At 71.8% G+C, this 23,203-nt stretch carries 22 protein-coding genes; 7 read left to right on the top strand and 15 right to left on the bottom strand.

The genetic code is table 11. From position 1 onward, the window contains the following. Positions 1-288 precede the first annotated feature (288 nt). Both ACFC51_RS07985 and ACFC51_RS07980 read left to right on the top strand, forming a co-directional pair. Positions 289-1,365, top strand: coding sequence for a M4 family metallopeptidase (locus tag ACFC51_RS07985; protein ID WP_376368556.1), 1,077 nt, complete (start codon positions 289-291; stop codon positions 1,363-1,365). 55 nt (positions 1,366-1,420) lie between these two features. Further along, complete coding sequence (locus tag ACFC51_RS07980; RefSeq protein WP_376368557.1) at positions 1,421-1,687, top strand: protealysin inhibitor emfourin; 267 nt, start codon at positions 1,421-1,423, stop codon at positions 1,685-1,687. A gap of 193 nt (positions 1,688-1,880) precedes the next feature. On the opposite strand, the gene era is transcribed toward ACFC51_RS07980, so the two are convergent. The 3 genes from era to ACFC51_RS07965 are packed head-to-tail and all read right to left on the bottom strand — an operon-like array spanning position 1,881 to position 4,233. Continuing rightward, positions 1,881-2,855, bottom strand: coding sequence for a GTPase Era (gene era, locus ACFC51_RS07975; RefSeq protein WP_187281951.1), 975 nt, complete (start codon positions 2,853-2,855; stop codon positions 1,881-1,883). 51 nt (positions 2,856-2,906) lie between these two features. Continuing rightward, positions 2,907-3,260: a cytidine deaminase gene (locus ACFC51_RS07970; RefSeq protein WP_376368558.1), complete on the bottom strand. Its 354-nt coding sequence runs from the start codon at positions 3,258-3,260 to the stop codon at positions 2,907-2,909. 49 nt (positions 3,261-3,309) lie between these two features. Continuing rightward, positions 3,310-4,233 (bottom strand): helix-turn-helix transcriptional regulator, encoded by a 924-nt coding sequence (locus ACFC51_RS07965; protein WP_376527553.1) that lies wholly within the window; start codon positions 4,231-4,233, stop codon positions 3,310-3,312. Between the two features lie 101 nt (positions 4,234-4,334). Here ACFC51_RS07965 and ACFC51_RS07960 point away from each other — a divergent pair, with 101 nt between their 5' ends. After that, positions 4,335-5,753 carry an MFS transporter gene (locus tag ACFC51_RS07960; protein ID WP_376527550.1) on the top strand — a complete coding sequence of 473 codons (1,419 nt, stop codon included), beginning with the start codon at positions 4,335-4,337 and terminating at the stop codon, positions 5,751-5,753. Positions 5,754-5,781: 28 nt separating this feature from the next. Here the strand turns inward: ACFC51_RS07960 and ACFC51_RS07955 are convergent, their stop codons facing one another. The 5 genes from ACFC51_RS07955 to ACFC51_RS07935 form a co-directional block, all read right to left on the bottom strand. Beyond that, positions 5,782-6,135, bottom strand: a complete 354-nt coding sequence (locus tag ACFC51_RS07955; protein ID WP_376368561.1) for an MmcQ/YjbR family DNA-binding protein — start codon at positions 6,133-6,135, stop codon at positions 5,782-5,784. Beyond that, complete coding sequence (locus ACFC51_RS07950; RefSeq protein WP_376368562.1) at positions 6,132-7,415, bottom strand: hemolysin family protein; 1,284 nt, start codon at positions 7,413-7,415, stop codon at positions 6,132-6,134. The genes ACFC51_RS07955 and ACFC51_RS07950 overlap by 4 nt, the downstream gene beginning before the upstream one ends. Beyond that, positions 7,412-7,909, bottom strand: a complete 498-nt coding sequence (ybeY, locus tag ACFC51_RS07945) for an rRNA maturation RNase YbeY (RefSeq protein ID WP_277334053.1) — start codon at positions 7,907-7,909, stop codon at positions 7,412-7,414. Before ybeY ends, ACFC51_RS07950 begins: the two co-directional genes overlap by 4 nt. Before the next feature lie 12 nt (positions 7,910-7,921). Further along, entirely contained in the window at positions 7,922-8,938 is a 1,017-nt protein-coding gene (locus ACFC51_RS07940) for a PhoH family protein (RefSeq protein ID WP_376368563.1), read from the bottom strand. Positions 8,939-9,065: 127 nt separating this feature from the next. Further along, positions 9,066-10,169 (bottom strand): carbohydrate kinase family protein, encoded by a 1,104-nt coding sequence (locus ACFC51_RS07935; RefSeq protein ID WP_376368564.1) that lies wholly within the window; start codon positions 10,167-10,169, stop codon positions 9,066-9,068. Positions 10,170-10,559: 390 nt separating this feature from the next. On the opposite strand from ACFC51_RS07935, the gene ACFC51_RS07930 reads away from it, so the two are divergent. Beyond that, positions 10,560-11,918, top strand: coding sequence for an MFS transporter (locus ACFC51_RS07930; protein WP_376527547.1), 1,359 nt, complete (start codon positions 10,560-10,562; stop codon positions 11,916-11,918). On the opposite strand, the gene ACFC51_RS07925 is transcribed toward ACFC51_RS07930, so the two are convergent. The 7 genes from ACFC51_RS07925 to hrcA all read right to left on the bottom strand — a co-directional run bounded on the left by ACFC51_RS07925 (position 11,882) and on the right by hrcA (position 18,394). Beyond that, a complete protein-coding gene (locus ACFC51_RS07925; RefSeq protein WP_376527544.1) occupies positions 11,882-12,874 on the bottom strand; it encodes an adenosine deaminase in 993 nt (330 codons plus the stop codon). The two genes, ACFC51_RS07930 and ACFC51_RS07925, sit on opposite strands and share 37 nt — an antisense overlap. Before the next feature lie 15 nt (positions 12,875-12,889). After that, on the bottom strand, positions 12,890-13,798 hold the full coding sequence (locus ACFC51_RS07920; protein WP_376368567.1) for a ribonuclease Z: 909 nt from the start codon (positions 13,796-13,798) through the stop codon (positions 12,890-12,892). A gap of 13 nt (positions 13,799-13,811) precedes the next feature. Further along, on the bottom strand, positions 13,812-14,171 hold the full coding sequence (locus ACFC51_RS07915) for a histidine triad nucleotide-binding protein (protein ID WP_376368568.1): 360 nt from the start codon (positions 14,169-14,171) through the stop codon (positions 13,812-13,814). Between the two features lie 105 nt (positions 14,172-14,276). Next, positions 14,277-15,023, bottom strand: coding sequence for a 16S rRNA (uracil(1498)-N(3))-methyltransferase (locus ACFC51_RS07910; RefSeq protein ID WP_376368569.1), 747 nt, complete (start codon positions 15,021-15,023; stop codon positions 14,277-14,279). Next, entirely contained in the window at positions 15,020-16,093 is a 1,074-nt protein-coding gene (locus tag ACFC51_RS07905; RefSeq protein ID WP_376368570.1) for a nitronate monooxygenase, read from the bottom strand. The genes ACFC51_RS07910 and ACFC51_RS07905 overlap by 4 nt, the downstream gene beginning before the upstream one ends. A 144-nt stretch (positions 16,094-16,237) precedes the next feature. Next, on the bottom strand, positions 16,238-17,377 hold the full coding sequence (dnaJ, locus tag ACFC51_RS07900; protein WP_376368571.1) for a molecular chaperone DnaJ: 1,140 nt from the start codon (positions 17,375-17,377) through the stop codon (positions 16,238-16,240). Then, on the bottom strand, positions 17,378-18,394 hold the full coding sequence (gene hrcA, locus ACFC51_RS07895; RefSeq protein ID WP_376368609.1) for a heat-inducible transcriptional repressor HrcA: 1,017 nt from the start codon (positions 18,392-18,394) through the stop codon (positions 17,378-17,380). A 165-nt stretch (positions 18,395-18,559) separates the two neighbouring features. Between hrcA and ACFC51_RS07890 the strand changes: the two genes are divergently transcribed. From ACFC51_RS07890 to ACFC51_RS07880, 3 genes are all read left to right on the top strand, one after another. Beyond that, positions 18,560-19,282, top strand: coding sequence for an MBL fold metallo-hydrolase (locus ACFC51_RS07890; RefSeq protein WP_376527541.1), 723 nt, complete (start codon positions 18,560-18,562; stop codon positions 19,280-19,282). Between the two features lie 25 nt (positions 19,283-19,307). Next, a complete protein-coding gene (locus ACFC51_RS07885; RefSeq protein WP_376368573.1) occupies positions 19,308-20,126 on the top strand; it encodes a DUF3097 domain-containing protein in 819 nt (272 codons plus the stop codon). A gap of 120 nt (positions 20,127-20,246) precedes the next feature. After that, positions 20,247-23,129, top strand: coding sequence for an ABC transporter substrate-binding protein (locus ACFC51_RS07880; protein ID WP_376527538.1), 2,883 nt, complete (start codon positions 20,247-20,249; stop codon positions 23,127-23,129). The last annotated feature ends 74 nt before the right edge of the window (positions 23,130-23,203 follow it).

The following is a 23,203-nucleotide window of genomic DNA, read 5'->3' as shown; positions in this document are numbered from 1 at the left end:
TGCGGCTCCTCTGAGGTCCAGCAGGGGCGGCCGACTGTGTCGCTGCAACAGCGAACTCCGCGGGGAGGGAGCCGGCCTACGACTACAGGCCCTCGCCGCGGCAGCTAAGAAGGAGCAGCCCGAAACGCATGATGCGGCAACACTAACCGAGGGACGCCTGATACGTCGGTCCGTATCAGTATGCGGGATCGGGCCGGTGTGAAGGCAGAACGGTGATACATCACTCCATTTCGTCAATCATGATCGCAACCAGTGACAGCGTGGTGACGGAGTGCCACAGTCATTTGCATGCAGCCTCGACCGAACAACGGGTTCCAGCCCGTCTTCTGCACCATCGTGCCGCCCCACGTCCTCGACAAGCTGTCCCAGGCCGACGACCCGGCCCTGGCCGATCCCGCGCGGCGGACCCTGGAGGCCGACGGGGCCCGTCGCCACCACCGGCGGGTGACCGCGCTCGCCTGGACACCCCAGGCCCCCCGCACCTCCGCCCCGGTTCCCGCCAAGCCCCACCGCACCCTGTACGACTGCCGTCACGGCACGGACCTGCCGGGCGTCAAGGTCCGTGACGAGGGCGACGAGCCCACCCAGGACGCCAGCGTCAACCGCGCGTACGCGGGGCTCGGCGCCACCTTCGACCTCCTGCTCACGGAGTACGGCCGCAGCTCGATCGACGGCAAGGGACTGCCGCTCGTCGGCTCCGTGCACTACGACGAGAAGTACAACAACGCCTTCTTCGACGGCGAGCAGATGGTCTTCGGGGACGGCGACGGGGAGATCTTCCTCGACTTCACCGTCGCCATCGACGTGATCGCCCACGAACTGGCCCACGGACTCACCCAGTACACCGCCAACCTGGCGTACCAGGGCCAGTCGGGCGCGCTCAACGAGTCCGTGTCGGACGTCTTCGGCTCCCTGGTCAAGCAGTACTCGCTCGGCCAGAGCGCGGACCAGGGCGACTGGCTGATCGGCGCGGGGCTGCTCGCCCCCCGGGTCAGCGGCGTCGCCCTGCGCTCGATGAAGGCCCCGGGCACGGCGTACGACGACGACGTGCTCGGCAAGGACCCGCAGCCCGCGTCGATGGACGACTACGTCGAGACGGACGACGACAACGGCGGGGTCCACATCAACTCCGGCATCCCGAACCGCGCCTTCTACCTGCTGGCCACCGCGCTCGGCGGCAACGCCTGGGAACGGGCCGGCCGGATCTGGTTCGACGTGCTGACCGGCGGCGAGCTGACCCAGGACGCGTCGTTCACGGACTTCGCCAAGCTGACGGTCGCGGCCGCGCAGCACAGGTTCGGCGAGGGCGACGAGGCCGAGGCGGTGCTGAAGGCCTGGTCGGAGGTGGGCGTGCCGACCCGTTGACCGGGGTAGGCAGACGCGGGGCCGTCCGGGCGGGGTCAGTCAGGAGCCAGCAGACATGCGCATTCAGGTGAGCCGGACCGGCGGGTTCGCCGGCATCGCACGCCGCGGCGAGGTCGAGACCTCGGGGCGGGCCGACGCCGAGGAGTGGGAGGCCCTGGCCGAGACGGCGCTCGCCGCCGGCCGGGGCGGCACCCCCGCGGGGGTGCCGGACGGTTTCCGCTACCGGATCACGGTCGGCGACCGGACGGTCGACTGCGCGGATCCCCGGCTGACCGAGGCGCAGCGGACGCTGATCTCCCGGGTCCTGAAAGAGGGCGCGTAGTACCAGGACCTGACAGGGGGCGCGTAGTCCCGGGCACGGCCCCGCCCCGTGGGGTGGGCAGGGCCCGGGGCGCCGCCCGGTCCGGGCTCAGCTGGAGGCCCGGCGCGCAGCTGCTTCGGGGCCACGCCCCACTCGCGCCCCACTCGGCCCCGGGGCATCGGCGGCCTGCGCAGGCCGCCGGTCGGGGCCCCGCTCAGAATCCGAGCTTGCGCAGCTGCTTGGGGTCGCGCTGCCAGTCCTTGGCGACCTTCACGTGCAGGTCCAGGAAGACCGGCGTGCCCAGCAGCGCTTCGATGTGCTTGCGCGACTTCGTGCCGACGTCCTTGAGCCGCTTCCCCTTCGGGCCGATGATGATGCCCTTCTGGCTGGGCCGCTCGATGTAGACGTTCGCGTGGATGTCCAGCAGCGGCTTGTCCGCCGGCCGGTCCTCGCGCGGGAGCATCTCCTCGACGACGACCGCGATGGAGTGCGGCAGCTCGTCCCGCACGCCCTCCAGCGCGGCCTCGCGGATGAGCTCGGCCACCATGACCATCTCGGGCTCGTCGGTGAGGTCGCCCTCCGGATAGAGCGGGGGGCTCTCGGGCAGGAGCGGGGCGATGAGGTCGGCGAGCAGGCTCACCTGCTGGTCCTTGACCGCGGAGACCGGGATGATCTCCGCCCACTCGAAGCCGAGCTCGTCCGCCAGCGCGGAGACGGCGAGCAGCTGCTCGGCCAGCGCCTTGGACTCCACCAGGTCGGTCTTGGTGATGATCGCGATCTTGGGGGTCTTCTTGATCCCGGCGAGTTCCTTGACGATGAACTTGTCGCCGGGCCCGAGCTTCTGGTCGGCGGGCAGGCAGAAGCCGATGACGTCGACCTCGGCCCAGGTGGTCCGCACGACGTCGTTCAGCCGCTCACCGAGCAGGGTGCGCGGCTTGTGGAGGCCGGGCGTGTCCACCAGGATCAGCTGGGCGTCGTCGCGGTGCACGATCCCCCGCACCGTGTGACGGGTGGTCTGGGGGCGGTTGGAGGTGATCGCCACCTTCTGACCGACCAGAGCGTTCGTGAGGGTGGACTTGCCCGCGTTGGGGCGGCCCACGAAGCAGGCGAAGCCGGCCCGGTGGGGGGCGGTGTTCTCAGCCTGCTGCGCAGCAGCTTCTGTGTTCGGTCGAGCGCTCATGGCGCCCATTCTCCCCGATCCGGGCGGCGGCGTTGCACAGCAGGGCGCGGCCGCCCCGAATCAGCCCGCGGCGACCGTCGACCGGAGCGTGCCGTCGGGTCCCGCGAGCAGCACGGGTGTGTCAGGACCTCCCAGGTCACGGACGGCGGCGCGGTCGGCGTCCGCGACGGCACCGGCCTCGGAGACGACGGCCGCCGCCTCCAGGGACGTGGCGCCGCTCGCCACCGCCATGGCGACGGCGGTCTGCAGCGCGCTGAGCTTCAGCGACTCCAGGGCAACCGTGCCGGCGGCGTACGTGCGTCCGGTCTCGTCCCGTACCGCCGCGCCTTCCGGCACGCCGTTGCGGGCGCGGACGCTGCGCGCCAGCGTGACGATCTTGCGGTCCTCGGGGCCCAGGCCGGTGCTCTCAGTCATGTGCTGAGCATACGAAGAGGGCGGGCAGGTGCCGTACGACGGGGTCCGCTCATCCGGGGACGGGGTACATCGAGCCGCGCCGGCCCTCGGGCGAGTCCAGCCACTGGAGCTTGGCCTCCGTGCCGGTGTCCGGCAGGGGGGTGTGCAGCACGATCACCAGGTCCGGGCGGGCGGGCACCCGCAGCTGGGTGGACTCCACCATCAGTGTGCCGACGAGCGGATGCTGGAGCTCCTTGCGGACCTGCCCGCCGGGGACGACGTCGCGCCGGTCCCAGAGGGCGGCGAACTCGGGGCTGAGCTCCCTGGCCTCCTCGACCACGGCGCGGAAGCCCTCGTCCTCGGGGAAGTCCGAGCAGGCGGCCCGGTACTGGGCGACGACCTGGGAGGCGATGGTCTCCCAGTGCGTGGACCGGGCCCGGTACACCGGGTCGGTGAAGAAGGCGATCATGCAGTTCTGCACGATCCCGGGGCGCATGCCGAGGACCGCCGACGCAGCGTCGTTGTAGAGCACGGTGTTCCAGTAGCGGTCCATGATGTGCGCCGGGAAGGGCATCCAGGCGTCGATGAGCCTGCTCAGCCCCTCGCACATGTCCGTGTGGGCCGGGTCGACCTCCAGGGCGGGCGGGTTGAGCCCGGCCAGCACGTAGAGGTGGCGGCGCTCCGCGCTGCTGAGCCGCAGTACCCGGGCGACGGAGTCCAGGACCTGCGGCGAGACGGTGATGTCGCGGCCCTGCTCCAGCCACTGGTACCAGGAGACGCCGACGCCCGCGAGGACGGCGACCTCCTCCCGGCGGAGCCCGGGCGTGCGCCGGCGTGCCCCGCCGTCCGGCAGGCCCGCCTCGGCCGGGGTGACCCGGGCCCGTCGGCTCATCAGGAACTCGCGCAGTTCGGCGAGGCGGTGCGCCTTCTCGTCGGCGCCCGCCCGGACCGTGGTGGTCCGGACCGCTCCGTTGTTCTGGGCCGGTGAAGCCACGTACTCCCCCTGGTGTGCGTGTGCGTGCCTGCCTGGTGGTGCGGCCAACAGGATAAGTGCCCGCTCCCCAGCGTTGTTCCGGCGCATCCAGTCTGTGGGACATGGCGATCGAAACCCCGACTCCCGTGTCCGCCGGCACCGCCGGCACCGCTGCCGCCCCGGCCCCGCCCAGCCTCTCCGGCCGGGCCCGGCTGGTCCTCTTCGTGCTCTGCGCCGCCCAGTTCATGGTGGCGCTCGACTTCTCCGTGCTGAACGTCGCGCTGCCCGTCCTCGGTGAGGACCTGGGGCTGAGCCGGTCCGGGCTCCAGTGGGCCGTCACCGCGTTCGCGCTGCCCTCCGGCGGCTTCCTGCTGCTCTTCGGCCGGATCGCCGATCTCTTCGGCAGGCGGCGGCTGTTCCTCTCCGGGCTCGCCGTCTTCGGGGCGTCCTCACTCCTGGCGACGATGGCCTGGGACCCGGCGTCCTTCCTGGCCGGGCGGGCACTGCAGGGACTCGGGGCGGCCGTGATCGTGCCGACCGGCATGTCCCTGCTGACCACCACCTTCCCGGAGGGCCCGCTGCGGGACCGCGCCCTGGGCATCAGCGGGACGCTGCTCTCGCTGGGCTTCACCACCGGCATGGTGGCGGGCGGCGTGCTCACCGACACCCTGGGCTGGCGCTCCACGATGGGCCTGCTGAGCGTCGCCGCGGTGACCGTCCTGGCCCTGGCGCCGAAGCTGCTGACCGAGTCGCGCACCCCGGACCGCCCCAAGCTCGACGCGCCCGGCGCCGTCACCGTCACCGGCGGTCTGCTCGCGCTGATCTACTCGCTGTCGACGGCGGCCGAGCGCGGCTTCGGCGGTGCGGACGTGCGGATCACCCTGGTCCTGGGCGTGGCCCTGCTGGCGGCGTTCGTCGTCGTCGAGTCCCGGTCGGCGGCCCCGCTGGTCTCCCTGCCGATGCTGCGGCGCCGTACGGTCGCATTCGGCAATCTGGGCGGTCTGGTGACGTTCTCGATGATGAGCACCATCGTCTTCGTCCTGACGCTCTACCTCCAGGACCTGCTTGACCTCTCGGCCTTCGGTACGGGGCTGGTCTTCGGGGTCCAGGGCCTGGCGTCGGTGGCCGCCGGGGTCTTCGCCCCGAAGGTGATCGGCAGGTTCGGCGCCCGCCGGGTGCTGGTGCTCTCCCTGCTCGGCCAGGGCCTGTTCATCGCAGCGCTGCTCGGCCTCGGCGAGGACTCGGGTGTCTGGCTGGCCACCGTGGCGGTGTCGCTGGCGAGCGTCTGCCACCTGGGCGCCATCATCGCCTACGGGCTGACGGTGACCTCCGGTGTCCCCGACGAGGAGCAGGGCCTGGCGACCGGGCTGGTCACCACGACGCAGCAGGTCGGCATCACGATCGGCATCCCGCTGCTGGGAGTCCTCGCGACCACGCAGGGTTCGCTGTTCGACGGCGTACGGCTGGTGGTGACCGCCGCCGCGGTGGTCCTCGTCGCGACGGGTCTCGTCGTCGGAGCGGGCCTGCGGCGGGCCTCCTGAGTGCCCTCCCCCAGGCCCCCGGCGGCCGCTAGGGCCGGTCCAGGCGGAGCCGTTCCGCCTTCGGGAGCCCGGCCACCACCAGGTCGTAGCTGTCCTCCACGAGCTCCCGGACCATGCGGTCCGGGAGCTCGGCGACCGTCACGGTGTTCCAGTGGCGCTTGTTGAGGTGCCAGCCGGGGACGATCTGGGGGTGCTCCTTGCGGAGCCGCAGCGCCTCGTCCGGATCGCACTTGAGGCTGATCTTCAGAGGCGGCGCGTCGAGCGCGCTGAGGGCGAACATCTTGCCCAGGACCTTGAAGACCGAGGCCTCGGGCCCGAAGGGAAACTCCTCCGTGCTCGCGTTGAACTCCAGGCAGAACGCGCGCAGCTGCTCGGGGGTCATGCCGCCTCCGATCCCTCCGGTTCGACCAGTACCGTGACGATCTTGTTCCTGCGGCCCGCCGGTGACTCCGCGGTGAGCCGGAGCTTGCGCCCGTCGGGGAGGTCGACGATCGAGGAGGCACCGGAGATCGGGACCCTCCCGAGCGCCTTGGCCAGCAGCCCGCCGACCGTCTCCACGTCCTCGTCGTCGTAGGCGTCGAGGCCGAACAGCTCCCCGAGGTCTCCGATGTCGAGCCGGGCGGTCACCCGGAAGCAGCCGTTCTCCAGCTCCGTGACCGGCGGGAGTTCGCGGTCGTACTCGTCGGTGATCTCGCCGACGATCTCCTCGAGGATGTCCTCGATCGTGACGATGCCCGCCGTGCCGCCGTACTCGTCGATGACGACGGCGACGTGGCTGCGGTCCTGCTGCATCTCGCGCAGCAGGTCCCCGGCGTTCTTCGTGTCGGGGACGAAGGCGGCGGGACGCATCGCCGTGGAGACCAGGTCCGCTTCCGCGTCCCGGTTGATGTGCGTCTTGCGGACCAGGTCCTTGAGGTAGACGATCCCGACGATGTCGTCCTCGTTCTCCCCGGTGACGGGGATGCGGGAGAAGCCGGAGCGCAGTGCGAGGGTCAGCGCCTGACGGACCGTCTTGTAGCGCTCGATGCAGACCAGGTCGGTGCGGGGCACCATGACCTCGCGCACGAGGGTGTCGCCGAGCTCGAAGACCGAGTGCACCATGCGGCGTTCGTCGTCCTCGATGAGCGACTCCTGCTCGGCGAGGTCGACCATCGCCCGCAGTTCGGCCTCACTGGCGAAGGGGCCCTTGCGGAAGCCCTTGCCCGGGGTCAGCGCGTTGCCGAGGAGGATCAGCAGCTGCGGGACCGGGCCCATGACCCTGGCCAGCGGCAGCAGGACGTACGCCGCCGCCGTCGCGGTGTTCAGCGGGTGCTGCCGGCCGATGGTGCGCGGCGAGACCCCGATGGCGACGTAGCTGACGAGGACCATGACGCCCATGGCCAGGGCCAGGGCCTGCCAGGTCTCGCTCAGCTCCTTGAGGCAGGCGTACGTGACGAGCACGCCCGCCGACATCTCGCAGGCCACCCGGACCAGCAGCGCCACGTTGAGGTAGCGGGTGGGGTCGGCGGCGACCTGTTCCAGCTTGGCGCTGCCGCGGCGCCCCGCCCGCACGGCCTCGGCAGCGCGGAAGCTCGACGTACGCGCGATCCCGGCCTCGGCGCAGGCCGCGAGCCAGCCCACGACGATCAGCAGGACGGCGCCGGTGACGAGGGGGACGCTCACGAGACGGTGGGGGCGGGGGACGGACCGGTCAGCCCGCGCTCACCGCGCCAGCCGTCGACGATGGCCGCCTGGAGCCCGAACATCTCGGCCTTCTCGTCCGGCTCCTCGTGGTCGTACCCGAGGAGGTGCAGCACCCCGTGGACCGTGAGGAGCTGGAGCTCCTCGTCCATGGAGTGCTGCGTCTCGGCGTCCTCTCCCTGCTTCTTCGCGACCTCCGGGCAGAGCACGATGTCACCGAGGAGCCCCTGCGGGGGCTCCTCGTCGTCCTTCGCCGGGGGACGCAGCTCGTCCATCGGGAAGGACATGACATCCGTCGGCCCCGGGAGGTCCATCCACTGGATGTGGAGCTGCTCCATGGCGGCGGTGTCCACCACGATCACCGAGAGTTCGGACAGCGGATGGATCCGCATCCGGGCGAGGGCGTAGCGGGCGATGTCGAGGATCGCCTGCTCGTCGACCTCGGTTCCGGACTCGTTGTTGACGTCGATCGACATGGTGCGCTGCGACTACTTCCCGTTGCGGCCGGTACGGCCCTCTGCGTTGTCGTACTTCTCGTACGCGTCGACGATACGGCCGACGAGCTTGTGCCGGACGACATCCTGGGAGGTGAGCCTGGAGAAGTGGACGTCCTCGACGCCGTCGAGGATCTCCTGGACCTGACGCAGACCGCTCTTGGTGCCGGTCGGCAGGTCCACCTGGGTGACGTCACCGGTGATGACGATCTTCGAGTCGAAGCCGAGACGGGTGAGGAACATCTTCATCTGCTCGGCGCTGGTGTTCTGCGCCTCGTCGAGGATGATGAACGCGTCGTTCAGGGTCCGTCCACGCATGTACGCCAGAGGCGCGACCTCGATGGTGCCCGCGGCCATGAGCCGGGGGATGGAGTCGGGGTCGAGCATGTCGTGCAGGGCGTCGTAGAGCGGGCGCAGATACGGGTCGATCTTGTCGAAGAGCGTGCCCGGCAGGAAGCCGAGCCGCTCCCCCGCCTCGACGGCGGGCCTGGTCAGGATGATCCGGCTGACCTGCTTGGACTGCAGGGCCTGGACGGCCTTGGCCATGGCGAGATAGGTCTTCCCGGTGCCCGCGGGGCCGATGCCGAAGACGATGGTGTGCTTGTCGATCGCGTCGACGTACCGCTTCTGGTTCAGCGTCTTGGGGCGGATCGTGCGGCCGCGGTTGGAGAGGATGTTCTGGGTGAGCACCTCGGCGGGGGTCTCGGCGCCGTCCCCGTTGCCGGCCGCCCTGAGCATGGCGATCGAGCGTTCCACAGCGTCCTCCGTCATCGGCTGCCCGGTGCGGAGCACCAGCACCATCTCGTCGAAAAGGCGCTGGATCAGAGCGACGTCGGCCGCGCTTCCAGTCGCGCTTATCTCGTTGCCCCGGACATGGATGTCGACGGCCGGGAACGCCGTTTCGATCACGCGCAGCAGCGAGTCGCCCGATCCCAGGAGCATCACCATGGGGTGTGCCGGGGGGATGCTGATGCGGGCCGCCGCCTGCGGCTGTGTGGGTGACTGAGTCATGGGCCGGCCCTCGGGCCTGCGCATACCTCCCGCTGCCGGGTCGTCGCTGCTCGACGGCCTCTGGAGTACCAGCGTACGACTCCGCACCGACAACGCCGAGAGGTTTTACCCGGTGATCATCAGCCCTTCACTGGCGGAAGCCGATGGTCGGGACGGCCCGGCGCAGGGGCCAGTCCCGGCTCGTCGCGGGCAGCAGCTCCTCCAGGAAGGCGTAGCGCTCCAGTGCCGCCGGGTCCTGGCCGGCGCAGGTGCGCACCTGCTGCCACCACCCGGCGATCTCCGCCCATCCGGGAGCGGAGAGTGATCCGCCGAACTCCTGCACGGAGAGGGCGGCCGTGAGCCCGGCGAAGGCGAGGCGGTCGGCGAGGGGCCAGCCGGCCAGTGTCCCGGTGACGAATCCGGCGACGAAGACGTCGCCCGCCCCGGTGGGGTCCAGGGCCTCCACCGCGATGGCGGGCACCTCCGCGGCCGTACCGGTCGCCCCGTCCACCGCGTAGGCGCCCTCGGCCCCGAGGGTGACGACGGCCAGGGGCACCCGCTCGGCCAGGGCGTGGGCGGCGGCGCGCGGGCAGTCGGTGCGGGTGTACCGCATGGCCTCCTCGGCGTTCGGCAGAAAGGCGAGGCAGTGCCCGAGGTCGGGCAGGGCGTCCAGGTCCCAGCGGCCCGTCTCGTCCCAGCCGACGTCGGCGAAGATCGTCGCACCGTTCCGCGCAGCCCCGGCGACCCAGGGTTCGCTGCGGCCCGGGGTCAGCGAGGCGACGGCGGCGCGGGCGCGGGGCGGGCAGTACGGGAGGGTGCGGCCGGGCACCGCGGAGGGGGCGGGGGCCGGAGCCTCGTGGCCGTGAGAGACCATGGTGCGCTCGCCCTCGTACGCCATGGAGACGGTGACGGGCGAGTGCCAGCCGGGGACCGTCCGCGACATCGACAGGTCGATGCCCTCGCCCTGCTGGAGGGCGTCCCAGCAGTACTCGCCGTAGTGGTCGTCACCGAACGCGGCGGCCAGTGAGGTGTGCAGGCCGAGCCGTGCCAGGGCGGTCGCCATGTTGGCGACGCCCCCGGGGCTGGAGCCCATCCCCCGGGCCCAGGACTCGGTCCCGCGCACCGGGGCGCTGTCCAGCCCGGTGAAGATGATGTCCAGGAAGACCGTGCCGGTCAGGAAGACGTCGCAGGCCGGGTCCTGCGGGGCACGCAGCCCCAGCAGCGGGTCGATGCCTGGATTAGCTGTGCTCACCGTGCGCTCCCCGGCCGTGGCAGATCTGGACAGTGCGGGATCCGGCCAGTGTGCCGGATCGGTTCCCGCTTCCGGAGGGCCCGCGCCGCCGCACGGATACTCACTCCCACCTGCATAAACATGCGCTGGTACCCGGCTGGATCCTGCATAAACCTTAACGTGACCCAGATCACATCGAGTCGGCTTTCCGTCGCCTGGGCGCGCTTGATACAAATTGCCCCGCGAGCACCGTTCGGGACAGTGGACGACGAGTGCCGCTTCTCCCGCATTCCCTCGCTCCTCCCGCCGTACCCTCCCCTGCGTCGATTCGCCGCACCCTCCCCTGCCCCACCCCTGCTCCGCCCTCCCCTGCCTTCTTCTGCCTCCTCTGGCATGTCTTCAGGAACGCCCATGTCCTCGCGCCCTCGCGCCGCGTGGCCCCTGGTCGCCGTGTTCACCGCCGGTTACCTCGCCGCCTATCTGCTCCCCACCATCGTCGGCCGCCTCAGCACCTATCTGGGGCTGAGCTCGGCCCAGGGCGGCCTGGTCGGCAGCGCCCTCCTCCTCAGCTCGGCGTCGGCCGGCTTCGCGCTGGCCGGACGCGTCGAGAGACTCGGTTCGCGGAGACCGGCGCGTGCGGGACTGCTGCTCGCCGCACTCGGGTACGGCTGTGCGGCACTGACCACCTCGGTGCCGCTGGTCGTCGCGGGCGTCGTGGTCGGCGGATTCGGCTCGGGTGCGGCGACCGCCGTCGCCGCGTCGGGCATCGCGGCGCAGCACGATCCGCACCGGACCTCGTCGCTCGGGCTGCTCAGCGTCTCGGCGACGGCGGGTGCCCTCTACCTGACGATCCCTCACCTGGGCGGCGGACACCGGCTCCCGTTCGCCTCCATCGCGCTGGTCGCCCTGCTCGTCTGGCCCGCCACCTCCCGGCTGGGAGGCCCCGCGCCCGTCAGCGGGTCGTCGTCGGTCCAGGGACGGCTGCCGCACCGGCGGTCGGGACTGGTGCTGGCCGGCGGCATGCTCGTCTGGTCCATGGCGCAGAACGCCCTGTGGGGTGTGAGCAGCCGCATCGGCGCCGTCCAGGTCGGCCTCTCCGAGGTGACCATCGGGGCGGTCTTCGCCGCCGCGCTGGGGGCGGGACTGCTCGGCGTCATGGGCGCAGGGATGCTGGGCGCCCGGCTCGGGCGCGCGGTGCCGATCGGTCTCGGCACGATGATCATCGCCGGGAGCATCGTGCTCAGCTCCTCCGCCGACGACCTGGGGTCGTTCGCGACCGGCGAGATCGCGTGGAACACCTTCTACCCGGTGGTCCTGTCCTACCTGATCGGTCTGGCGGCCTCCCTGGATGTACGCGGCCGCTGGGCGGTCCTCGCAGGCTCGGCGTCCTCCGTCGGTACGGCCTGCGGCCCCCTGCTCGGCAGCGTGCTCTCCGAGCAGGCGGGTTACGCGGTGATGGGCCTCGTCCTGGGAACCGCCACACTCCTGGTCGCGGCCCCCGTCACCGCCGTGGCCCTGCACACCGGCGGACGCCCGCTGGTGCCGGGCTCCGTACGGCGCAGGGGCGGTGCCCCGGCGGCTCTGCTCGCCGCCACCACCAACAGCCTGTCCGGCGCGGTGCCCAAGCTGGGCGCGCCGGAGCAGGCGGTGGCGGAGATCAGCGTGCCCGCGCTGCGGCGCAGGCGGCTGGTGCGGAGCGCGTTCCGTACGGCGGGGCCGGCCGGAGGTGCCGGTCAGTCGAACGCGTACGCCTCGACCTCGGAGAGGTAGCGCGCCCTGCGCTCCTCGTCGTGGTCGAGGAAGGCCGCCTCGAAGGAGTTGCGGGCCAGGGTGCGCAGATGCTCCTGGTCCAGGCCGAGCGCCTCGTGCACGGCGTGGAAGGTGTCTCCGACGTATCCGCCGAAGTAGGCCGGGTCGTCGGAGTTCACCGTGCAGAGCAGGCCCGCGTCCATCATGGCCCGCAGCGGGTGCTGCTCCAGGACGTCGATGGCGCGCAGCCGCACGTTGGAGAGCGGGCAGAGCGTCAGCGGGATCCGTTCGGAGACCAGCCGGTCCACCAGCTCCGGGTCCTCCATACAGCGCAGACCGTGGTCGATCCGCTCGACGCCGAGGACGTCCAGGGCCTCCCGGATGTACTCCGGCGGGCCCTCCTCGCCGGCGTGGGCGACCTTGCGCAGGCCGAGGGCCGTGGCCGCCGCGTACACCTCGCGGAACTTCGCGGGCGGGTGGCCGACCTCCGCGGAGTCGAGGCCGATGCCGCTGATGCGGCGCAGGTACGGCTTCGCGGCCTCCAGCGTCTCCAGGGCCGATTCGGCGGACTTGTCGCGCAGGAAGCACATGATCAGCTGGGTGGAGACGCCGTGCGTCTCCTCGCTGCGGTCCAGCGCCCTGCCGAGCCCCTCGATGACCGTGCCGATCGGGACGCCCCGGTCGGTGTGGGCCTGCGGGTCGAAGAAGATCTCGGCGTGCCGGACGCCCTGGGCGGCGGCGCGGGCGAGGTAGGCATCGGCCAGCTGGGCGAAGTCCTCCTCGGTGCGCAGCACCGCCATCAGGGCGTAGTAGAGGTCGAGGAAGCTCTGGAGGTCCTCGAACAGGTAGGCCTTGCGCAGCTCTTCGGTGTCCGCGAAGGGCAGCTCCACGCCGTTGCGTGCGGCGAGGGCGAAGGCCAGCTCGGGTTCGAGGGTCCCTTCGATGTGGAGGTGGAGTTCGGCTTTGGGGAGGTGCACGGGGTTCTCGTTACGTTACGTGTGGCGGGTGGGTACCGGGACCCTGATCAGGTCCTGGGCGATGGTCAGTTCGCCTTCGAAGCCGGCTGCCCTGGCCTGCCTCTCGAAGGCCTCCGGGTCGGAGTAGCGCTGGGAGAAGTGCGTCAGCACGAGGTGCCGTACGCCCGACTCCTTCGCCACCCGGGCCGCCTGGCCGGCGGTGAGGTGACCGTGGTCGGCGGCGAGCCGGCCGTCCTCGTCGAGGAACGTCGACTCGATGACCAGCATGTCGCATCCCTCGGCCAGCGCGAACGCGCCGTCGCAGAGCCGGGTGTCCATGACGAAGGCGAAGCGCTGTCCGCGGCGGGTCTCGGAGACCTCCTCCAGCGGGATGCCGCGCAGGGCGCCGTCCCGCTGGATCCGCCCGACGTCCGGACCGCCGATGCCGTGCTCGGCCAGTTTCGCGGGCAGCATGCGCAGCCGGTCGGGCTCGGTCAGGCGGTAGCCGTAGGACTCGACGGGGTGCGAGAGCCGGTGGCTGTCGAGGGTGTACGCGCCCGTGGTGGCGAGGACGCCGTCGGCGGAGACCGGGGCCTCGGTCAGCTCGACGGACTCGCGGTAGGCGGTGGAGTACCGCAGCCGGTCGAAGAAGTGCTGTCCGCTCGCCGGGAAGTGGGCGGTGACGGGGTGCGGGACCTGGTCGAGGTTGATCCGCTGGATCACACCGGCCAGCCCCAGCGCGTGGTCACCGTGGAAGTGGGTGACGCAGATCCGGTCGATGTCGTGCGCGGCGACGCCCGCCCTCAGCATCTGGCGCTGGGTTCCCTCGCCGGGATCGAAGAGGATGCCCTCGCCGTCCCATCGCAGCAGGTAGCCGTTGTGGTTGCGGTGACGGGTCGGCACCTGGCTTGCGGTGCCGAGGACCACGAGTTCTCGTACGGACACGGGTGCGGCCTGCCTAGCCGGGGGGCCACTGCATCCCGCGTCCGCCCAGGACGTGGGCGTGCGCGTGGAAGACGGTCTGCCCGGCGCCGGCACCGGTGTTGAGGACGATGCGGTAGCCGCTCTCGGTGATCTTCTCGTCGGCGGCGACCAGACCGGCCTCGCGCAGCACGTCCGCGGCGGTCCCCGGTTCCGCGGCGGCGAGCGCGGCGGCGTCCGGGTAGTGCGCCTTGGGGATGACCAGGACGTGGGTCGGGGCCTGGGGGTTTATGTCACGGAAGGCGACGGTCGTCTCGCTCTCGCGGACGATGGTCGCCGGGATGTCGCCCGTGACGATCTTGCAGAACAGGCAGTCGGTCTGCGGCTCTCCCGCCATGGCCCGGCCTCCTCGGTCCGTTCGGTCCTCGTGATCAGTACTCCGGCATGCTATCCGGCCGGGGCGGTCGGACGGACCTGCGGCGGGCACGGGGAGCGCAGTGCCTCAGCTCCAGCGCCCGGTGCGCCCCATCAGCAGGGCGACCGCAGCCGTCCCCGCGGTCGAGGTGCGCAGCACGCTGGGTCCGAGCCTGTACGGGGGCGCTCCCGCCTCGGCGAAGGCGGCCAGCTCCTGGGGCGACACCCCGCCCTCCGGGCCCACGACGAGGACGATCGTGCCGGTGGCGGGGAGTGCGGCGGTCGCCAGCGGCTCGCCGGCGGTCTCCCGGTCCTCGTGCAGGACGCCCGCGAAGTCCGCCGCGGCGAGCAGGGCGGCGACCTGCTTGGTCGTCATGGCATCCGCCACCTCGGGGAACCGCACCCGGCGCGACTGCTTGCCGGCCTCGCGAGCCGTGTTGCGCCATTTCGTGAGGGATTTGAGCCCGCGGTCGCCCTTCCACTGCGTGATGCAGCGCGCCGCCTGCCAGGGCACGATCGCATCGACGCCCGTCTCCGTCATCGTCTCCACGGCGACCTCGCCCCGGTCCCCCTTGGGCAGCGCCTGGACGACGGTGATGAAGGGGGCGGGAGGCGGCTCCTCGTGCACCGTCTCCAGGCCGGTGACGAGGAGGCGGTCCTTGCCCTCGGCCGCCCGTACGACACCTTCCGCCCAGTGGCCCCGCCCGTCGGTGAGGACCACGTCCTCGCCCGGGGTCAGCCGCCTCACCGAGACGGCGTGCCGTCCCTCGGGCCCGTCCAGGACGAACTCCTTTCCGCCGGGGAGCTGTTCGACGACGAAGACCGGTGCCGTCACTGGGCACTCCTCACACTCACGGCCGCACGCGCGGCTTCCATCTCGGCGGCGAGCAGGCCGACGAGCTCCCCGGCGGGCAGCTCCCGCGCGAGCCGGTGGCCCTGGCCCGCCCACAGGGCCATGCCCTGGGCGTCCCCGGCCTTGGCGGCCGCCTTGCGCAGCGGGCTGGTCATCTGGTGCACCTGCGGGTAGGCGGCCGGGGCGTACGGGCCGTGCTCCCGCACGAACCGGTTGACCAGCCCGCGCGCGGGGCGGCCGGAGAACGCCCGGGTCAGGGTCGTGGTCACGAACAGCGGGTTGGTCAGTGCCTGCTTGTGCAGCGGGTGCGCCCCCGACTCGGGGCAGGGCAGGAACGCCGTGCCGAGCTGCGCCGCGTCGGCACCGGCCGCCAGCACGGCCGTGATCTGGGAGCCGAGCATCAGTCCGCCGGCCGCGATCACCGGGAGGTCCACGGAGGCGCGGACCTCGGCGAGCAGGGCGAGCAGTCCGGTGCCGGTGAGACCGGCCTGGGCGTCGTCGCGGTGGGTGGACTGGTGGCCGCCCGCCTCGGTCCCCTGGACGCAGAGCGCACCGGCGCCCGCCCACCGGGCGTTCCGCGCCTCCTGGGCCGAGGTGACCGTGACGACGGTGAGCGTGCCGGCGGCGGCGAAGCCGTCGAGGACCTCACGGGTGGGGCAGCCGAAGGTGAAGGAGACCAGAGGCACGGGGTCCTCCAGCAGGATGGCGACCTTGGCCTCGTAGCCGTCGTCACCGTCTGCGTCGGTGTCGCCGAGGGGCGTCTCGTACCAGGTGGCCTCGCCGGCGAGCTGGTTGCGGTACATCTCGACGGCGCCCGGGTCGGCGACCAGGGGCTGCGGCATGAAGAGGTTGACGCCGAAGGGCCGGGCGGTCGCCCTCCGGACCTGCTTCACCTCGTTGTACATGCCGTCCGCCGTCTTGTATCCGGCGGCGAGGAAACCGATCCCCCCGGCCTCGCCGACGGCCGCGGCGAGCTCCGGGCGGGACGTGCCGCCCGCCATCGGAGCCTGCACGATCGGGTAGCGGCAGAGACCGGTCAGCGCCAAGGACATGACCGCATCGTGCCACGTCCGACGGATCGTGCCGAATCAGCCCTTTCACACGGCGGACGGGCCGCCGCACACAGCGCACCGCCCGCCGGTACGAGGCCGGCGGGCGGTGCGGTGACAGGGTCCGCGGACGGTGCCGCGGCAGGCTCAGCGGCCGTTGAAGGCGTCCTTCAGACGGGAGAACAGCCCCTGCTGTCCCGGCTGGAACTGCCCCGTGGGCCGCTCCTCGCCGCGCATCTGGGCCAGCTCCCGCAGGAGGCGCTCCTGCTCCGGGTCCATCTTCGTCGGGGTCATGACCTCGACGTGCACGATCAGGTCGCCGCGTCCGCCGCCGCGCAGGTGCGTGATGCCCCGCCCGTGCAGCGGGACCGACTGTCCGGACTGGGTGCCCGGCCTGATGTCGATCTCCTCCAGGCCGTCGAGCGTCTCCAGCGGCACCTGGGTGCCGAGCGCCGCGGCGGTCATCGGGATGGTGACCGTGCAGTGGAGATCGTCGCCGCGGCGCTGGAACACGCCGTGCGAGAGCTCGTGGATCTCGACGTAGAGGTCGCCGGCGGGGCCGCCGCCGGGGCCGACCTCGCCCTCGCCCGCGAGCTGGATCCGGGTGCCGTTGTCGACACCGGCGGGGATCTTCACGGTGAGGGTGCGCCGCGAGCGGATGCGTCCGTCACCGGCGCACTCGGGGCACGGGGTCGGCACGACCGTGCCGAAGCCCTGGCACTGCGGGCAGGGCCGCGAGGTCATGACCTGGCCGAGGAAGGACCTGGTGACCTGGGAGACCTCGCCGCGGCCGCGGCACATGTCACAGGTCTGCGCGGAGGTGCCGGGTGCGGCGCCCTCGCCACTACAGGTCGTACAGACGACCGCCGTGTCGACCTGGATGTCCTTGGTGGTGCCGAAGGCCGCCTCGGAGAGGTCGATCTCCAGCCGGATCATCGCGTCCTGGCCGCGCCGGGTGCGCGAACGGGGTCCGCGCTGCGACGCCGTGCCGAAGAACGCGTCCATGATGTCGCTGAAGTTGCCGAAGCCGCCGGCTCCGAAGCCTCCCGCGCCACCGCCGCCGCCCGAGGCGGACAGCGGGTCGCCGCCGAGGTCGTAGACCTGCTTCTTCTGCGGGTCCGACAGCACCTCGTAAGCGGCGTTGATCTCCTTGAACCGCTCCTGGGTCTTCGGATCCGGGTTGACATCCGGGTGCAGCTCGCGGGCGAGCCTGCGGAATGCCTTCTTGATCTCGTCCTGAGATGCGTCGCGGCGCACGCCTAGTACGGCGTAGTAGTCCGTGGCCACTTACGAATCCGCCAGGATCTGTCCGACGTAACGTGCCACTGCGCGTACCGCTCCCATCGTTCCGGGGTAGTCCATGCGGGTCGGTCCGACCACGCCGAGTTTGGCGACTGCCTCGTCGCCCGAACCGTAGCCGACCGCGACGACGGACGTGGAGTTGAGGCCCTCATGGGCGTTCTCGTGCCCGATCCGTACGGTCATGCCCGAATCCGTTGCCTCACCGAGCAGCTTCAGCAGCACGACCTGCTCCTCCAGCGCTTCCAGCACCGGCCGGATCATCACAGGGAAGTCGTGTCCGAAACGGGTGAGGTTGGAGGTGCCGCCGATGATCAGCCGCTCCTCCGTCTCTTCGACCAGGGTCTCGAGAAGGACGGAGAGAACCGTCGACACGGTTCCCCGGTCCTCGGCCTCGAAGGACTCCGGCAGGTCCTGCACGAGCCGCGGGACGTCCGCGAACCGTCGTCCGACGACCCGGCTGTTCAGCCGGGCCCGGAGATCGGCCAGTGACGTGTCACCGAACGGTGCAGGACAGTCGATCATACGCTGTTCGACCCGGCCCGTGTCCGTGATCAGCACGAGCATCAGCCTGGCCGGGGCCAGCGACAGCAGCTCCACGTGCCGCACGGTCGACCGGGTCAGCGAGGGGTACTGCACGACGGCGACCTGCCTGGTCAGCTGCGCGAGCAGCCGGACCGTGCGGCCCACGACGTCGTCGAGGTCGACCGCGCCGTCGAGGAAGTTCTGGATGGCCCGGCGCTCCGGCGACGACAGGGGCTTGACGCCCGCGAGCTTGTCGACGAAGAGCCGGTAGCCCTTGTCCGTCGGAATGCGCCCCGCACTCGTGTGCGGCTGGGCGATGAAGCCCTCGTCCTCCAGCACGGCCATGTCGTTGCGGACGGTCGCCGGGGAGACTCCGAGGCTGTGCCGCTCCGTGAGCGCCTTGGAGCCGACGGGCTCCTCGGTGCCGACATAGTCCTGGACGATGGCGCGCAGCACTTCGAGTCTGCGTTCGCTGAGCACCGCGCACACCTCCAGCTGTGGTTCTTCGGCTTCCGCCTGGCACTCTGTGCGTTCGAGTGCCAGCAATCCCCCCGGTCAGTGTACGGGGGCGGGGTGGGCCCGGGGCAAGGGCGACCGGCCACGCCTTCGCAGGAGTACGCAGGTCGTTGCGGATAGCGTCGCCGTATGGACGTCAGTTGGGAAGAGTTCGGCTGGGAGCGGTTGGGCAACGGTACGGGACGGCGGCGCCTTCCCGTCTGGGACGCCACCGTCGCGCTGGTGGCGGGGGCGGACGGCGTGCTGCTGTACGACACCGGTTCGACGCTCCGGGAGGGGGTCGAGCTGCGGACCCAGGCGGAGGCGCTGCTGGGCCGGAGGGTGACGCATATCGCACTGAGCCATCCGCACTTCGACCATGTACTCGGCACCGCGGCCTTCTCCGGGACGGCGGTCCACGGCGCGGTCGGTACGGCGGAGCTGCTGGAGCGCGGCGCCGAGGAGCTGCGCGCGGACGCGCTGCGGCACGGGATGGGCGAGGCGGACGCCACGGCGGCCACGGACGCCCTGGTGGCACCGCGGCACCAGGTCAGCGGCGAGTCCACGCTCGATCTCGGCGGCGGGCTCCAGGTGCTGCTGGCCAACGTGGGCCCCGGGCACAGCGGCCATGATCTCGCGGTGCTGGTGCCGGGCTCCCCGGTCGTGGTGCTCTGCGGCGATCTGGTCGAGGAGTCCGGTGAACCGCAGGCGGGCCGCGACGCCGTCCCCTCGCACTGGCCGGCCGCACTGGACCGGCTGCTGGAGCTGGGCGGCGAGAACGCGCTGTACGTGCCCGGACACGGGGCGGTGGTGGACGCGGCGTTCGTACGGGCCCAGCGCGATCAGCTGGCTTCCCGCTTCGGCGTGTCGTGAAAGGGCCCCCGTTTATCGTCGTGCCATGCGCAGCTACCAGCCGGATCTGACTCCGCCGTGGAAGAAGTCCGCCCCGGCCCCCGAGGTCCCCGCCGAGCCCGACCTGGTCGTCGAGGAGGCCGTCACCGGCTTCTGCGGGGCGGTGATCCGGTGCGAGAAGACGGCCCAGGGGCCGACGGTCACGCTGGAGGACCGCTTCGGCAAGCACCGGGTCTTCCCCATGGAGCCGCGCGGCTTCCTGCTGGAGGGGAAGGTGGTCACGCTCGTGCGCCCCTCGGCGGGCGGGCCCGCCCGCCCCACGCGGACCGCCTCAGGCTCGGTGGCCGTGCCCGGGGCGCGGGCACGGGTCGCGCGGGCGGGGCGGATCTACGTGGAGGGACGGCACGACGCCGAGCTCGTCGAGCGGGTCTGGGGCGACGACCTGCGCATCGAGGGCGTCGTGGTGGAGTACCTGGAGGGCATCGACGACCTCCCGGCGATCGTGCGGGAGTTCGCGCCCGGCCCGGACGCCCGGCTGGGGGTGCTCGTCGACCACCTGGTGCCCGGCTCCAAGGAGTCCCGGATCGCCGCGCAGGTCACCGACGGGCACGTGCTGGTGGTCGGGCACCCGTACATCGACGTCTGGGAGGCGGTGAAGCCGTCGTCCGTGGGCATCCCCGGGTGGCCGGCGGTGCCGCGCGGCCAGGACTGGAAGACGGGCGTGTGCCGGGCCCTGGGCTGGCCGGAGAACACCGGTGCGGCCTGGCAGCACATCCTCTCCCGGGTCGGCTCGTACAAGGACCTGGAGCCGCAGCTCCTGGGCCGCGTGGAGGAATTGATCGACTTCGTCACCCTTCCTTCCTGATGTACCGGTACGGGTCGAGGAGGATCCGGTACCGATCCCCGTGAACTCCTGCGCCGCCCGCACGCCATCCGTTATTGAGGGGTGACCGCCGGGCAGGCGGTGGGAAGGCACGGGGGCCGGATGACACGCGAAGTGTGGCGGGACAGCGCGGAGAACGAGGCGGCCTCCGCCGTCTTCCACCTGATGCAGGAGCTGATCGACCAGTACCGCGTCAACCGGCCGGTGATGCCGCTGGTCGTGGCGCAGGCGGAGGACGCGTCCGCCGGCCAGGAGATCGACGGCAGGGTCGAGCAGATCGTCCACCAGGTGCACCGGGCGAACCAGCTGCGCCGGGTGCCGGTGAAGCTGGTCGAGGGCCGGGGCGCCACCCCGTACGACGCGGCGCTCTCCATGGTCCGCACCCTCACCGGGCGGCCCTGGGAGACCCGGCGCACCTCGCAGTACAAGCCCTTCGCCTTTCCCCGCTCCCGGCTGCTCGCCGCCATCGAGCAGGCCACGGCCACGGTCGTCGCGCAGCCGGACTGGGGTTCGGCCCGTGAACGCGACGAGCGGATCCTCGAACAGCTGGGCAGCCTGCGCTGGCGGGCCAACCGGTCGGAGCACACCTGGTGGGACTCGCTGCGCGCGTCGGTCCGGCCGGAGACGTTCCTGGGGGCCGTCTTCATCGCCGTGCTCAGCGTGCTGCTGGGCGAGATCGGCTGGCTCCTCACCGCCGTGGTCGCCGCCGTGGCGCTGCTCGGGCTGGCGGTCGTACGGCTGCTGACCAGGGCGGCGCCGCCGCTGCTGTGGCTGCGCCCGGCCAGCAGGTGGCTGGCGACGACCTCGTCCCTGGCCGCGTCGAGCACCGCGTACCCCTCGGACGGCTGGTCGCGCTTCTCGCCGAGCCGTTCGTGGCGGGTGATCCGGGCGCGGGCAGCCGCCGTCGCGGAGCGGGTCGCCGACGCGGGGGCCGGCGACGAGCACGCGCGCCAGTTCCATCTGGAGCTGCGGGTCCAGGCACTGCTGGAGGACCTGCTGGACTGCTACCGGCCGCACGCCCTGGACTGGCGGCGCAGCAAGCGCACGGTCCCGCCCGTGGTCTTCCTGCCGACCGCCACCCAGGACAACGGCGGCATCCTGCTGATCAACGCCGTCAACAACGTCCGTTCGCGGCGCAGCGAGGTGGACCCGCTGCTGCTCCTGGCGTCCCTCCCGGCCGACCGCATCATGCGGCACACCCCGCCGCTCCCCCCGGAACCGCCCGCGCACGGCGGCATCCGGTCGGGGGCCCGCGCGCGGTACGAGGCATGGGTCGACGACCTGAGCGTCGGCCAGGCTCCGGCGGCGGCCGTACGGCTGGCCTGGGTGCTGCGGCTCCCCCTGTCCACCGGCCAGCTGACCCACGAGCACGCGCACGCCCAGCTCGTCACGCACCGGGTCCGCCGCACGTGGGCCTGGTGGGTGATGTCGGGGAAGGCGATGGCCCTGGTGCTGGTCTGCGCCCTGCTGGGGACCTTCCTGTGGAGCCAGCACTGGAAGGAGACGTACTGCTACGGCCCGCTCACCGGGCGCAGCACGGACGCGGTGCGCCTGGCCGGTCCGAGCGGCGCGAAGGAGTGCATCGGGGTGGCGACGGCCTCGCAGGTGCGGTTCGCCGAGGGCAACACCCTCCAGCTGAACGGGGCGGGCGAAGGCGTCACCTTCGAGCGGATCGAGCAGGCGATACGGGAGCAGAACGCGGGCATAGGCGCGGACGAGCCGCGGGTCACCGTCGTCTACGCGGGCCCGCTCACCGGAACCGACGCGAACAGGGAGGACACGCGTAAGGGCCTGGAGGAGCTGACCGGTGTCTATCTCCATCAGCGGTTCGTCAACGACACGGCGAATCGTTCCGTCAAGCTCCGGGTCCTGACGGCCAACGGCGGCCAGGACATGCTGCGCCAGACCACGGCGGTCAGGAAGATCGTCGAGGTCGCCCGGCGGGACCCGTCCGTCGTCGGCGTGGTGGGCCTCGGCCGCAACACCACGGAGAGCGCGGCCGCCACGGGACTCCTCCAGCGCGCCGGGCTGCCCCTGGTGGACACCACGAACTCCGGCAGCGACCTGGCCCGTTCCTACCCGAACTACTTCGGACTCGCCGCGACCGACGAGGAGCAGGCGGACGCCGTCGGGCTGATCGCCGGGCAGCTGGCGGACCGGCTGGACGATCCGCAGGCGGTCGTCCTGTCGAGGAAGGTGGCCAACGAGGACAAGGACCGGTACACCACCGAACAGCGCAGGGTCGGCCTGGAGATGCTGAAGCGGACCGGCTTCACCGTGGCCTCCGACACCCAGTACTCCCTCTCCAGGGACGGCGGCTCCGCCAATCTCGACACACCGCTGCACGCGATCTGCGGTGCGGAGCGCGTGCCCGACGCCCTGTACTTCGCGGGCCGGGTCGAGGACGTCAACACGCTGATGTCCGGCCTGGGACAGACCGCCGGCTGCTCGGACAAGGCCATCACGGTGTTCACCGGGGACGACCTGGCCAAGGCGCGCTTCGACGACTCGACGAAGCTCGCGGACAAGGTCACGCTGTACTACGGCGCCCTCGCGCCCATGAGCCGGGGCGGTGGCAGGGCGTTCTGGTCGGACTCCCGCAAGACCCTGCAGTCGCTGCTCCCCGAGGGCCGGGAGCTGCCCGCGCTGCCGAAGGAGCGCCCGTACGAGGACAAGCTCTTCACCAGCGGGCAGACCGTCATCTCCTACCAGGCGACCGCGGCCCTCTACGCCGCCGCGACCCGGGGCGACACCCCGCAGAGCGCGGCGGAGACCTGGGCGACGCTCTACTCGGTCGCCCTGCACGACATGCCGACCGGGACGATCACCTTCCGGGGGACGATCCCGTACGCCGACCAGAAGGTGCACGGCCTGAACGTCGTCGAGGTGACCCAGCCGGGGCCGGACGCGCGCAGCCGGATCGTGTGCGGCCGGGCTGCGGGTGACGGCGAACCGCTCACCCGCGCCGAGTGCGCGGTGCCGTAGCCGTGCGGTGCGGTGCCTGCGGTGCGGTGCCGTGCGGTGCCGTGCGATAGCCGTGCCGTGAGGGCTCCTGTCCT

This window comes from Streptomyces sp. NPDC055962 (assembly GCF_042270185.1).
GTDB lineage: Bacteria > Actinomycetota > Actinomycetes > Streptomycetales > Streptomycetaceae > Streptomyces.
This window is presented reverse-complemented; position numbering and strand designations above follow the sequence as displayed.